This window comes from Streptomyces sp. NPDC002888 (assembly GCF_042888465.1).
GTDB lineage: Bacteria > Actinomycetota > Actinomycetes > Streptomycetales > Streptomycetaceae > Streptomyces.
Window position 1 is genome coordinate 48,605 of sequence record NZ_JBIAPU010000035.1, and the last position, 12,060, is coordinate 60,664.

Here is a 12,060-nt window from a genome sequence, read left to right on the forward strand (position 1 = left end):
ACCGATGACAGCCATTGCCCGCCCCCTGTTCCGCGACCCCGTTCACGACGGCGCGACCGACCCCACTCTTGTGTTCAACCGGCACGCCGGCGAGTGGTGGATGTTCTACACGAGCCGGCGCGCCGACGCGCCGCCGATGAACGACGTGAGCTGGGTCCACGGGACCGACATCGGGATCGCGTCCTCCGCGGACGGCGGCGCCACCTGGCTGTACCAGGGAATCGCCGAAGGGCTGGACATCGAGCCCGGGCGCCACACCTACTGGGCGCCCGAGATCGTCGACGACGGTACCGAGTACCACATGTACGTCAGTGTGATCCGCGGTGTTCCGACCCGGTGGGCGGGCCACGCGCGCGTGATCCGTCACTACACGAGCCACGACCTCTTCACGTGGACCTACCGTTCCACCTTGTCGCTCTCGTCCGAGAGGGTGATCGACGCCTGCGTCCTACGGCTGCCCACCGGCGGCTACCGCATGTGGTACAAGGACGAGGCCGATCACGCACACACCTACGCGGCCGACAGCGACGACCTGGCGCGGTGGACCGTCCGGGGGCCCGCCGTCGAGTGCTCGGAGCACGAGGGCCCGAACGTCTTCGAGCTCGGCGGCAACTACTGGATGCTCGTCGACGAATGGCAGGGACAGCGGGTTCTTCACTCGCGTGACCTGGAGACGTGGGAACCGCGAGGACTCCTCCTCGACCGTCCCGGGCAGGGCCCGGACGACGGGGGATACGGCTACCACGCCGATGTCGTCGTCAGTGAACTCGGCGCCTATGTCTTCTACTTCACGCATCCGGGGCAGTCCGGCGACGGCGCCGCACACCACGGCGACAACGACCGCCGGAGTTCGATCCAGGTCGCCCGACTGCGGGTGAGCGGAGACACGCTCGTGTGCGACCGCGACGAAGCCCTTGAGGCCCCCGTCCTTCCTCTCGAAGGGCCGGTCCGGTGACCGGCATCCGACGAGCGACGAAGGGGGCCCGTCGCACGGCGATGATCCCGTTCCTCACCGCGCTCCTGCTCGTCCCCGCGCTCCTCCTCGTCACCTCATGCCAAGCCGAGGAACCACCGGCCGGCTCCGGGGTGACCCTGCTCGACGGGAACCGGATCGCCGTCTCCGGCCCGACCCTCATAGCCGCACTCCCCGTCGACGACCAGGGAGACGTCGGCGCCGCGCACGCACGGAGCCAGATCCCGTCGCTCAAGAGCGTGGCGCTGCAGTACCCCGACGTCCGGGTCCTCATCACCGACTCCGACGGCCACACGACCGACGGCGCACTCAAGAACTTCGCGGCGAACTGGTCCATCCCGCCCGACCTCGTGGTCGCCGCGGACTCGCCCTCCGTCGGCACCCGGCTGTCCAAGGACGGACAGCTCCACACACTCCTGATCGGCGCCGACGGACACGTGGCCGCCGATTGGGCGAACCAGCCCGCTCCGACGCAGGCGATCGTCGCCGCGCTCCGCAAGCGAACGGCGAGCCCAACCACCCATCCCGACAATGTTGTGCGGGGAGAAGCACCATGAGACATGTCACTGACATAAGACGGTTCGTCGCAGGCCTGGTCGTCACCATGCTGGTCGCCTGCGCCGCGGTAGTGCTCACGCCGGCGGTGCAAGCCCAGGCGGCGGGCACCTCCTACTACGTGGACTGCTCGGCGGCTGCCGACGGGACCGGTACCTCCGGCTCGCCCTGGAACTCGCTGGCCGGCCCGAACGCGAAGACCTTCGCGCCGGGGGACCAACTGCTGCTGAAGAGAGGGACGACCTGCACCGGCACCCTGCACCCGCTGGGCTCGGGCAGCGCGGCAGGCGGGTCGATCTCCATCGACGCCTACGGCACGGGCGCCCTGCCGGTCATTGCCGGAGGCGGCGGCACGGACGCGATCTACCTGTACAACCAGGAGTACTGGGAGATCTCCAACCTGGAGGTGACGAACACCGGCGCGGTGAAGGGCGCGAACGCGCGGCGCGGTGTCTACGTGGTGCTCGAGAACTACGGCACCGGCAACCACTACAAGATCAGCAACCTCAACATCCATGACGTGAACGGCAACAACTCGAAGGAAGTCGACGGCAGCGCCGGCGTACTCTTCGCCGTTCTCGGGACCACGACGCCCAGCGCCTTCAACGATGTCGTCATCGACGGCAACACCGTCGCCGACATCGCCCGCAGCGGCATCAACATGTCGAGCACATGGCTGTGCCGGCCGTCCATCGGCTGCAACAACCCCGCCTGGACCCCGTGGACCGGCGTCGTAGTCAGGAACAACACCGTTCATGACACCGACGGCGACGGCATCGTGGTGCAGATGTCGAAGGACGCCCTCATCGAGCACAACGTCGTCTACAACGCGGCGAAGGCCAGCAACGCGGCGAACGCGGGCATCTGGGCCTGGGACTCCGACGGGACCGTGATCCAGTACAACGAGGCGTACGGGACCAAGAAGAACACCGGGAACCCCGACGGCCAGGGCTTCGATGTCGACTATGGGCAGGACGGCACGATCGTCCAGTACAACTACAGCCACGACAACGAGGGCGGGTTCATCCTCTTCTGCGGCTGCGGCGGAGGGTCACGCCTCAGCAGCAACGCCGCGGTCCGCTACAACGTCAGCGAGGACGACCGTCTCCGGGTCGTCAACATGCTCGGCTCGCAGGACTCCCAGTTCTACAACAACACCATCTACATCCCCTCGGGATCGACCGCGAACGTCTTCGAGGTCTCCGGCGCCTGGAACGACCTCACGCTCGCCAACAACCTCATCTACAACCTGGGCAGCGGCGGCTACATCTACACCACCGGTCAGCCGGCCTCGAACTTCGCCTGGCGGAACAACCTCTTCTACGGCAACCACCCGGCCAGTGAGCCGACCGGCAACGGCAACATCACCGCCGATCCCCTGCTGGCCTCGCCCGGCAGCGGCGGCACGGGCATCGGCAGCGTCGCGGGCTACCAGCTCACCGCCTCGTCCCCGGCCATCGGTGCGGGAGTCGTCATCCCCGACAACGGCGGCAAGGACTACTGGGGATCAACCGTTCCCGCGGTCTGCGCACCCGACATCGGCGCCGACCAGTTCAGCACGCCGTCCGACGCGACCTGCCTCGCGAACGAGAACTTCGGCTTCGAGAAGGGATCGCTGACGGCCTGGAGCGCGTGGAACTCCGCTTCGGTGGTGAACTCGGGCGCCCACAGCGGCACCTACGCGGCCCGGATCGGGCCCTCGCCGGCCTCCGTCGAGCAGTACGTCCCCGTCGCGCCCCGCACGACGTACCGGGTCTCGGGCTGGGTGAAGTCCGCCGTCGCCGGTGAGGTCATGAACGTCGGTGTCAAGAACACCGGCGGCCTCGAAACGACGGCGAGCGCCTCGGGCACCGGGTGGACCTTCGTCTCCGCCGACTTCACCACCGGAGCGACCAACAGCACCGTGCGCCTGTACTGCTACAAGAGCTCCGGCAGCGGGAACGGTTACTGCGACGATCTCGCCGTCACCCCCGTCAAGAACCACGTGATCAACGGCAACTTCGAGTCCGGCCACACCGTGCCCTGGCGCAACGGTGACTTCTCGCTCACGGGTACGTCGTCCAACGGCAACGCCGCCGCACTGACGAACTCCTCCCTGAGCGGTGGCGCCCTGTGGCAACTCGTCTACACCCTCAAGCCGAACACCACCTACCGGCTGAGCGGCGCGATCGCGAGTCAGACCGCCGGCACCACGACGGCACTGGAGGCCAAGCTCTACAACGGTTCCGCCGTCACAAGTGCCTCGACCACGTCAAGCACCTACTCCAAGCAGTCGACGACCTTCACGACGGGGGCAGGTGTGACGACCGCCCGCATCTACTGTCACCTCGTCTCCGGAACGGGCGACGGCTACTGCGACGAGGTCACCCTGACCGAGCAGTGATCGACTCCGCCGACGGCAGGTGAGGCCGTCCAGGGCCAACAGGTGAGCGTGGGCGTGCCCGGCTGAACACGGACCGAGTCCGTGTCGGGGGCCCACGCTCTCCGCCTGCTCCCCCACGCCAGTCCTCGCACGCGACTCACTCCAGGGAGAGCTGTACTGATCCCCGGCGTGGAATCCTCAAGACGGCGGCGGTATCGGTGGGGGCCGCCTCGGCTGGGCCTCGTGGGTTCGACAGAGGCCCGCGGCCGACGCCGCCATGACCGCCACCTCACCGGACGGCAGCAACAGGATCACTCGAAGGGCGATCTTCGCCGCCGCACTGGCGCGGAGCGCGGAAGACACGCGCCTGCTTCGAGAGGGCGGCCAACGGGATGGAGAGGGGAGCGCCAGCCCTTCGGGCAATGGCGAACGCTCACACGCGGGTAGTCTCGACACGCCCCGAAACGCTTCTGATGCAAATGCAGATGCAGGGATGTGCCGCCGTGGCGGCCGCCGAGACACAGGCCGACGACCTGATCGGCGAGGTCGTCCGGGCGGGCCGGACGAGGATCCGGGAAACACGGGTAGGACGAGGCGTCAGCGCACGCCTGCCGTGTCGAGCAGGGTGACCACTGTGGGGGCGATGAGTCCCGTGATGGTGTCGGCTCCGATCCCCGCGCGGGCGCTGGCGCCGTCGAAGACCAGGATGAGCTGCCGGGCCAGCAGGTCGGGGTCGCTCGCGCCGCCCTGTTCTGCCTCGGCACGGAAAAAGGCCGTCAGTTTCGCCTTGATCCGGTGTGCCACTTGGCTCGCGGAGTGACTCTGGTCCTTCAGCTCGATCTGCACAGCCAGGTACGGGCAGCCTCGGAAGTCGGGCGCGCCCGCCTGCGACTCCAGTTGCTCGAAGACGTACAGGATCCGTTCGCGGGGGGAGCGGCCGTCGTCCGCCGGGGGCAGGAGAGCGGCCGCGAAGGAGGCAGTGCGCTCCTTCAGGCTTGCCGCCAGCAGGTCGTCCTTGCTCTCGAACAGCTGGTACATGGAGCGCTTCGACACTCCCGCCGCCTTGCACAGGGCCTCGACGCCGACGTTGACACCGTCTCGGTAGGTGAGCGTGGCCGCTGCCTCCAGCAGTCGCTCTCTGGAACTTGGCTTCACTTCGGTGGTCATATCGCGAGGTTAGCTCGAATCGGACGAAATAGAAACCGATCGGTTTCCATGGGTGCCGGGAGCCGCCCGGCGCCGTGCGGGCACCTGGCGTCCGCCCAGAGGCTCGGCGACGGTCTCGGGGGAAAGACCGTCGCCGAGCCCTGATGGTGTTGCACGCCCTCCGTCCCCACGGGGGCGACACACACGGGGCCACTCCGCACAACGGCCCCGTCCCAAGTGATGCGGGAGCGGATTTGCTACACCGGGGCGGCGTTCTTCTCGGGCTCCGTCTCGACCGGGATGCGGTGCAGTCCCTTGCGGTCGTACCACCCCAGCACGCCGAAACCGAACAGCACGACCACCACGAGTCCGGCGGCCATCATCACCCAGCCCCGGGTCAGACCCGCGTCGCCCTGCACGTCGAAGTAGAGGATCGAGCGGATGCCGCCGGTGATCTGCCGCAGCGGCTCGAACCCCGCGAGGAAGCGGAAGAAGCCGGGCAGCGCCTCGATCGGGGTGGTGGCCCCGGCCGTCGGCACCGCCATCCCGATGAAGACCAGCGTGACCACCAGCATGCCGGGTGTGCCGAACACGGCGAGGAGGGTGAGCGCGCCGATCCCGGAGACCGCGATGGCGCACACCGAGAACAGCCACAGCAGCTGCAGGTGAGAGGCGTCCATGCCCATGATGCCGACCGCGCCGACCATGACCAGGGTGCCCATCAGCAGGGACAGGCCGGTCATGAGGGTGCTGCTGATGGCGAGGGTCTGTATGCGGGTGGCCCGGACCAGCGGGCGGTGCAGGCGCAGCGGGCCCATGTCGTTGTGGGTGTAGCCGAGGGCGTGGTCGACCTGGCCGCTGATCACGTTGGCGGAGAGCATGCCGACGACCACGAGGGCGAGCGCGTAGTAGAACGCCGTCATGCCCAGGCCACTGTGCGCGTCGAGCGGATGACCGTCCTCGACCGTGTCCGACGACGGCCTCGACCGGCACCTGCACCTCGGGCACAAAGTGCTCCGCGCGGACTTCTCGTCCGACAAGGCGCGCTGGACCGTCACACTCGAGCGCACCGGCGACGGCGAGCAGTTCGACGTCACCTGCGGCGTGCTGTTCTCCGCCGCCGGCTACTACGACTACGCCGGCGGATACACCCCCCATTTCGAGGGGCGCGAGGACTTCCGCGGCCCGATCGTCCACCCGCAGCAGTGGCCGGAGGATCTCGACTACACCGGCAAGAAGGTCGTCGTCATCGGCAGCGGCGCGACCGCCGTGACGCTCCTGCCGTCGATGGCCGAGAAGGCGGGTCACGTCACGATGCTGCAGCGCTCACCGTCGTACGTGCTGCCCGTGCCGCGCCAGGACCCGATCGCCAACACCCTGCGCCGGCTGCTGCCGGAGACGGTCGCGTGGCGGGTCTCACGACGGATCAACATCAACCGCCAGCGCCTGATCCTGGCTCTCAGCCGGCGCTACCCGAGGCAGATGCGCCGTCTGATCCGCAAGTTCAACGCCGGTGCGCTTCCCGCGGGTTACGCGGTCGACACCCACTTCAACCCCCGCTACAACCCATGGGACCAGCGGTTGTGCGTGGTCCCGGACTCCGACATGTTCAAGGCCATCTCCAGCGGTGCGGCATCCGTGGTCACCGATCGCATCGTGCGGTTCACCGGAGGCGGGATCCTGCTCGAGTCGGGTACCGAGCTCGACGCCGACATCATCGTCACGGCCACGGGGCTGAACATGCTGCCGTTCGGCGGGATCGCGCTGCACGTCGACGGGCAGGCCGTCGATCTCCACGACCACTTCATCTACAAGTCCATGATGGTCAGTGGCGTGCCCAACTTCGCGTTCGCGCTCGGTTACACCACCAACGCGTGGACGCTCAAGGTCGATCTGGTCTCCGACCACCTGTGCCGGCTGCTCGCCCACATGGACCGCCACGGCTACGCGACCGTCACCCCGGTCGCCGATGACCCGACGCTCACCGGACGGCCTTTCCTCGACATGGACACGGCGTACATCAACCGTGCCATGCACCTGTTCCCGCAGCAGGGCTCCCACGCCCCGTGGACAGTGAGCCAGGACTACGCGCTCGACCGTGCCCGACTGGGCGGCCCGGCGGAGGACCCCGCTCTGAAGTTCACCGGCACCGTGGTGGGCTCGGCCGCGGCACCGGGCGCGACGGCGACGCCTGAGGAAGCAGCGGCATGAGCACGCCCGCCTTCATCTCCGTCAACGGTCGACGCACCCGAGTCCGTGTCGAGGGTGACCCGGCCGATCCGCCCGTGCTGCTGTTGCACGGCATCGGCCGCAGTCTCGAGGACTGGGCCCCGCAGTACCCACGCCTTGCCCAGGGACACCGGTTGATCGCCCTCGACCTCCCGGGCTTCGGGTTCTCCGCCCGCTCCCCCGAGGCCACCACACTGGAGGTGCTGGCACGTGGGGTGATCGAGACTCTCGACGCCCTCGGCGAGCAGCGGCCGCTGCAGGTGCTCGGCAACTCGCTCGGTGGCGCGGTCGCGCAGCAGTTGCTCGTCCTCGACCCGGAAGCCAACACCACCAACAAGATCGTCGATCCCGCCACCGGCAAGGAGGTCGCCTACCCCACACAAGGTCTGAGCGAGCCGGGCGAGTTGTGGGTCAGGGGACCGAACGTGATGACCGGCAATCTCGGCAATGAGGAGGCGACCGCGGCCACGATCGACTCCGACGGGTTCCTGCACACCGGCGACCTCGCCCAGGTCGACCACGCCGGCCGGGTGTCCATCGTCGACCGGCTCAAGGAACTGATCAAGTACAAGGGCTACCAGGTCCCGCCCGCCGAACTCGAGGCCCTGCTGCTGACCCACCCGGCCGTCACCGACACCGCGGCGGCTGCCCGCGTCCGGCGATGTCATCGTGCTCAACCGGGCGGCAGCAAAGGGCCCCCGGCCCGCCCTGCAGATAGCCGTCACGGACGGGCGTCTGGAGCCTGCCGGCACCACGGGCATCGCCACCGATGCCGCAGCCGCCCTGGCGCTGATCGCCCAGGACGCCGTCGATCTGCTCCTGTCCGCCGAGATCCGGCGCGTGCGCGTCTGCGGCGCGGACATGTGCGCCCTGCGCTTCGTGGACCGCTCCCCCGCCCGCAACCGCCGCTGGTGCTCCATGTCCCGCTGCGGCAACCGCACGAAGGCCCGCCTGCACCAGGCCCGGGCCGGACGGAGTGAGCGCACCCCGGCAGACTGAGCCCCCCACCCGCTCCTGGCGCGACCGCGCTCAGCTCACTCGGCGGGCCTCATGCGAAAGGCGGGGCCGGGGACGCTCTCGATGTCCACCGCCTGCACGGCGTGGCCCCGTTCGCAGAGGATCTGGGCGTCGACGTGCGCGCCGCATCCACGGTGCCGCGTGAGCATGGCCGGGCCCTCGGGGTCGGCGCGGTAGCGGTCACCCCACTGCAGGAGCCCCATCACAGCCGGGACCAGATCCATGCCCATGGGCGTGATCACGTACTTCGGCCGACTCCGCGAGCCCGGCTCCTTGTAGGTCTCGGTGGCCAGGATCCCCTCCTCGACGAGCATCTTCAGCCGCGCCGCGAGAAGGTTGCGAGGACAGCCGAGGACGCGTTCGAAGTCACTGAAACGGGACGAGCCGTACCAGACCTCGCGCAGGATCAGGATCGTCCACTTCTCCCCCACGACCTCAAGAGTCCGGGCGATAGAGCAGTTCGACATGTCCCGGTCGAGACGGGCGTCCATACCGGCGTCCTGAAGAGTTTCGGTCCTCGCATCCATGAGGGTGATTCTAACCTCTCCTGAGTTTACTTTCCTATACTCAGTCAGTAGCGTCGTGGCCAGCAGATCCACCCGGCCGCACACGAGAAGCGGGCGCGCAGGGGACCTGCCCCAAGAATCACATCGACCACCGAGACACCCACGCAGAAAGGGCGGCCGGCATGAAGGCATTCGTCGTCGAGAAGTACGGCAAGGACGGCGTGCGCGCCGCAGAGGTACCCGAGCCCACCGTCGGGGACCGTGACGTCCTGGTCAAAGTGAGCGCCGCCAGCATCAACCCGCTGGACAAGATGGTCCGCAACGGGGAGTTCAAGCAGCTCCTGAAGTACAAGCTCCCGTTCGTGCTCGGCCATGACGTGGCCGGTGTCGTGACGCGGGTCGGCTCCGCCGTACACAGCTTCAAGGTCGGCGACGAGGTCTACGCCCGTCCCCGCGACCTGCGGATCGGAGGCTTCGCGGAGTTCGTCGCGATCGACGTGGACGACGTCGCGCCCAAGCCGGCCTCGCTCACCCTCGAGGAGGCAGCCGCGGTGCCGCTGGTGGCGCTGGCCGCCTGGCAGATCCTCGTCGACCGTGACCATGTGAAGCCGGGCCAGAAGGTGCTCGTCCACGCCGGTGCCGGTGGCCTCGGGTCGACGGTCATCCAGCTCGCCAAGCACCTCGGCGCCACGGTGGCGACGACGACGGACACCGACACCGAAAAACTGGTCAGGAGCCTCGGCGCCGACGTCGTCGTCGACTACACCAAGGAAGACTTCTCCACGGTGCTGTCCGGCTATGACCTGGTGCTGGACTCCCTGGGCGGGGCGAACCTGGAGAAGTCACTGACAGTGCTGAAGCCGGGCGGCCTGGCCATCGGTGTCGTCGGCCCGCCCGACGCCGGGTTCGCCAAGCAGCTCGGCGCTCCCTCGCTGTTCAAGGTGGTCATGAACACCCTCAGCCGCAAGGTCCGCAAGCAGGCCAAGGCGCTGGGTGTGCGCTACCAGTTCTTCTTCATGCAGGCCAACGGCTCCCAACTGCGCAGACTCGGTGCCCTCTACGACAGCGGGCAGCTCCGCCCGGTCATCGACACGACGTTCCCGTTCGACCGGACGCTCGAGGCGATGGCGTACGTCGAGCAGGGCCGCACCAAGGCCGGCAAGGTCGTGGTCTCGATGGTGCCCGACAACGGCTGAACCCGTGCCGGCCACAGACCCTTGCGTCCGGCACGGTCACCACCCCCTTGCGTGAGGCGATGTCCTGCTCACCGGCGGACATGCTCAGGCCGGCGGTGTCCGTCCGTCGAGCGACGCACGTTGCCAGTGGGGAGTGCGGTCCTTGTCGACCAGGGCCGCACGGACGCCCTCCAGGAAGTCCGGCGTGCGGATGGTCGTGCGAGTGAGGGCGAGTTCGGCGGCCAGGCACTCGCGCAACGTGCGCTGCCTGCCCTGGGCCAGCAGAGCATGAGTGATCTCCAGGCTCTGCGGCGAGGCGGACTCCAGGGCGGCCGACGCGACTTGCGCCCAGGGGGTGCCGAGGTGGCGCAGGCGTTTGTCGATCTCGCCGAGGCTCGGCGCGCCGAACGCCCGGTCCACGTCTGCGCGTACCTCCGCCAGCGCGCTCTGCGCCACCGGGGAACGGCCGGCGAGGCGGTTCAGGACGACGTCCACCGGGTCGTCGGGGCTGTCGGCCAGGGCGTCCCCGACCGCTTCGAGCCCGTCCGCGGCGACGAAGTGCGTGGCCAGCCCCGTGTACAGGGCGTCGGCCGCGTCGAGCTGGTGCCCGGTCAGTCCCAGGTACATGCCGATCGCGCCGGGCAGCCTCGGCAGGAAGTAGCTGGCCCCGACGTCCGGGAAGAACCCGATCCCGGTCTCGGGCATCGCCAGCACCGCGCGCTCGGTGACGACGCGGAAGCTGCCGTGAATGGACAGACCGAGACCGCCGCCCATGCACACGCCGTCGATGAGCGACACGACTGGCACGGGATACTCGGCGATCCGGGCGTTGAGCCGGTACTCGGAGGCGAAGAACCGCTCACTGGCCTCGGCATCCCCGGCGAGGCTGTGTTCGCGGATCGTACGGATGTCTCCGCCGGCGCAGAACGCCTTCGTGCTGGTGCTGGCGAGCACCACCGCGGACAGCGGTGTGTGCTCCCACGCGGCGAGCACACGGTCGATGGCGGCGACCATGCCTGTCGTCAGGGCGTTGAGCGCCTTGGGCCGGTTCAGCAGGATGCGGCCGACGCCGCGGTGCACGTCGGCGAGAACCTCGATTGCAGCGGTATCAGTCATGGGCCGTCATCTCGTGCTCCGCGCCTCTCGTGGCCATCACAGTTGCTCACTCACAGGATGTCAGGCGTAGATCTGCGCGTAGGGATCCTGGATCTCGTCCACGGTGGGTACGACGGGGTTGTTGGCCGGGGATCCGGACGCGAGGGCCTGCTCGGCCATGAGGGGTGACAGGCGGAACCACTCGTCCTTGTCGATGCCGTGGGCTCTGGGGGTGGGCACCTCAAGATCCTGGCACAGGGCGCGGAGCGCCTCCACGAACTTCCCCGCGGCCACGGCGTCGCCGTCGCCGTCGGTTGCGGCTCCGAGGGCGCGGGCGCAGTCGGCGTACCGGCTCTCGGCGGCGGGCACGGAGAACGCCGTCACGGCGGGGAAGAGCATGGCGTTCGACAGACCGTGGGCGACGTGGAGGTGAGCGCCGATCGGGCGGCTCATGCCGTGCACGAGTGCCACTCTCGAGTTGGAGAAGGCGGTGCCGGCAAATGACGTCGCCCAGTTCACCGACGGCACCGCCGCCGACGTGCAGGATCCGCGGGAGGGAAAGGCTGGCGACCATGGCGGCCCTTTCAGCAGAACGGCGGGGCATCTCGCGCCCACTGCCCCGACTGTGCGACCCCGCACCGTGTGCAAACAACCACCAATGACGCACACCCGCTGTGCACAAATGCAGATACGGTCGGGCCGTGCACCCTCGCTCCCCGGACGAGAGCCCCGCCCCGCAGCCGGGCCGGCTCCCCTCGCCCCGTCGATCCGCGCAAACTCCGCGCGGACGATCTGCGCTACCTGCTCGCGGTGTCCCGCACCGGACGCCTGGTGACAGCCGCCGACGCACTGGGCGTGGACCACACCACCGTGTCACGCCGTATCGCCGCACTGGAAAAGCGCCTCGGCCTGCGCCTCATCGAGCGCGGCCCGGAGGGATGAACGCTGACGGACATCGGACGAGCCGTCTCGGAGAACGCACGCGCGATCGAGGAGGCCATC

General features: G+C 68.7%; 11 protein-coding genes and 2 pseudogenes. 8 read left to right on the plus strand and 5 right to left on the minus strand.

Going from position 1 to position 12,060, the window contains the following annotated elements; translation table 11 throughout:
- The first annotated feature begins 4 nt into the window (after positions 1 to 4).
- Genes ACFYWX_RS40145 through ACFYWX_RS40155 form a run of 3 tightly spaced genes read left to right on the plus strand, consistent with a single transcriptional unit; the run spans position 5 to position 3,911 of the window.
- Entirely contained in the window at positions 5 to 955 is a 951-nt protein-coding gene (locus ACFYWX_RS40145; protein ID WP_389430040.1) for a glycosyl hydrolase, read from the plus strand.
- A complete protein-coding gene (locus ACFYWX_RS40150) occupies positions 952 to 1,530 on the plus strand; it encodes a hypothetical protein (RefSeq protein ID WP_389430042.1) in 579 nt (192 codons plus the stop codon). The genes ACFYWX_RS40145 and ACFYWX_RS40150 overlap by 4 nt, the downstream gene beginning before the upstream one ends.
- A complete protein-coding gene (locus tag ACFYWX_RS40155; protein WP_389430043.1) occupies positions 1,527 to 3,911 on the plus strand; it encodes a carbohydrate binding domain-containing protein in 2,385 nt (794 codons plus the stop codon). Before ACFYWX_RS40150 ends, ACFYWX_RS40155 begins: the two co-directional genes overlap by 4 nt.
- A 576-nt stretch (positions 3,912 to 4,487) precedes the next feature.
- Here the strand turns inward: ACFYWX_RS40155 and ACFYWX_RS40160 are convergent.
- Complete coding sequence (locus ACFYWX_RS40160) at positions 4,488 to 5,057, minus strand: TetR/AcrR family transcriptional regulator (protein ID WP_389430044.1); 570 nt, start codon at positions 5,055 to 5,057, stop codon at positions 4,488 to 4,490.
- Between the two features lie 236 nt (positions 5,058 to 5,293).
- Positions 5,294 to 6,016: pseudogene (locus tag ACFYWX_RS40165) on the minus strand (DUF3533 domain-containing protein); the annotation flags it as partial.
- A 31-nt stretch (positions 6,017 to 6,047) separates the two neighbouring features.
- Here ACFYWX_RS40165 and ACFYWX_RS40170 point away from each other — a divergent pair.
- From ACFYWX_RS40170 to ACFYWX_RS40180, 3 genes and pseudogenes are all read left to right on the plus strand, one after another.
- Positions 6,048 to 7,247, plus strand: coding sequence for a flavin-containing monooxygenase (locus tag ACFYWX_RS40170; protein ID WP_389430127.1), 1,200 nt, complete (start codon positions 6,048 to 6,050; stop codon positions 7,245 to 7,247).
- Positions 7,244 to 7,594: pseudogene (locus ACFYWX_RS40175) on the plus strand (alpha/beta fold hydrolase); the annotation flags it as partial. The gene ACFYWX_RS40170 and the pseudogene ACFYWX_RS40175, both read left to right, overlap by 4 nt.
- A gap of 532 nt (positions 7,595 to 8,126) precedes the next feature.
- Positions 8,127 to 8,264 (plus strand): CGNR zinc finger domain-containing protein, encoded by a 138-nt coding sequence (locus ACFYWX_RS40180; RefSeq protein WP_389430046.1) that lies wholly within the window; start codon positions 8,127 to 8,129, stop codon positions 8,262 to 8,264.
- Positions 8,265 to 8,299: 35 nt separating this feature from the next.
- Here the strand turns inward: ACFYWX_RS40180 and ACFYWX_RS40185 are convergent, their stop codons facing one another.
- Positions 8,300 to 8,773 carry a winged helix-turn-helix transcriptional regulator gene (locus ACFYWX_RS40185; RefSeq protein ID WP_389430129.1) on the minus strand — a complete coding sequence of 158 codons (474 nt, stop codon included), beginning with the start codon at positions 8,771 to 8,773 and terminating at the stop codon, positions 8,300 to 8,302.
- Between the two features lie 197 nt (positions 8,774 to 8,970).
- Here ACFYWX_RS40185 and ACFYWX_RS40190 point away from each other — a divergent pair, with 197 nt between their 5' ends.
- Entirely contained in the window at positions 8,971 to 9,984 is a 1,014-nt protein-coding gene (locus ACFYWX_RS40190; RefSeq protein ID WP_389430047.1) for an NADP-dependent oxidoreductase, read from the plus strand.
- A gap of 84 nt (positions 9,985 to 10,068) precedes the next feature.
- Here the strand turns inward: ACFYWX_RS40190 and ACFYWX_RS40195 are convergent, their stop codons facing one another.
- Together ACFYWX_RS40195 and ACFYWX_RS40200 are read right to left on the minus strand one after the other, a co-directional pair.
- Positions 10,069 to 11,079, minus strand: a complete 1,011-nt coding sequence (locus tag ACFYWX_RS40195) for an enoyl-CoA hydratase/isomerase family protein (protein WP_389430048.1) — start codon at positions 11,077 to 11,079, stop codon at positions 10,069 to 10,071.
- A gap of 60 nt (positions 11,080 to 11,139) precedes the next feature.
- A complete protein-coding gene (locus ACFYWX_RS40200; protein ID WP_389430049.1) occupies positions 11,140 to 11,727 on the minus strand; it encodes an iron-containing alcohol dehydrogenase in 588 nt (195 codons plus the stop codon).
- On the opposite strand from ACFYWX_RS40200, the gene ACFYWX_RS40205 reads away from it, so the two are divergent.
- Positions 11,701 to 12,000 carry a LysR family transcriptional regulator gene (locus ACFYWX_RS40205; RefSeq protein WP_389430051.1) on the plus strand — a complete coding sequence of 100 codons (300 nt, stop codon included), beginning with the start codon at positions 11,701 to 11,703 and terminating at the stop codon, positions 11,998 to 12,000. The genes ACFYWX_RS40200 and ACFYWX_RS40205 overlap by 27 nt on opposite strands.
- Positions 12,001 to 12,060: the final 60 nt, after the last annotated feature.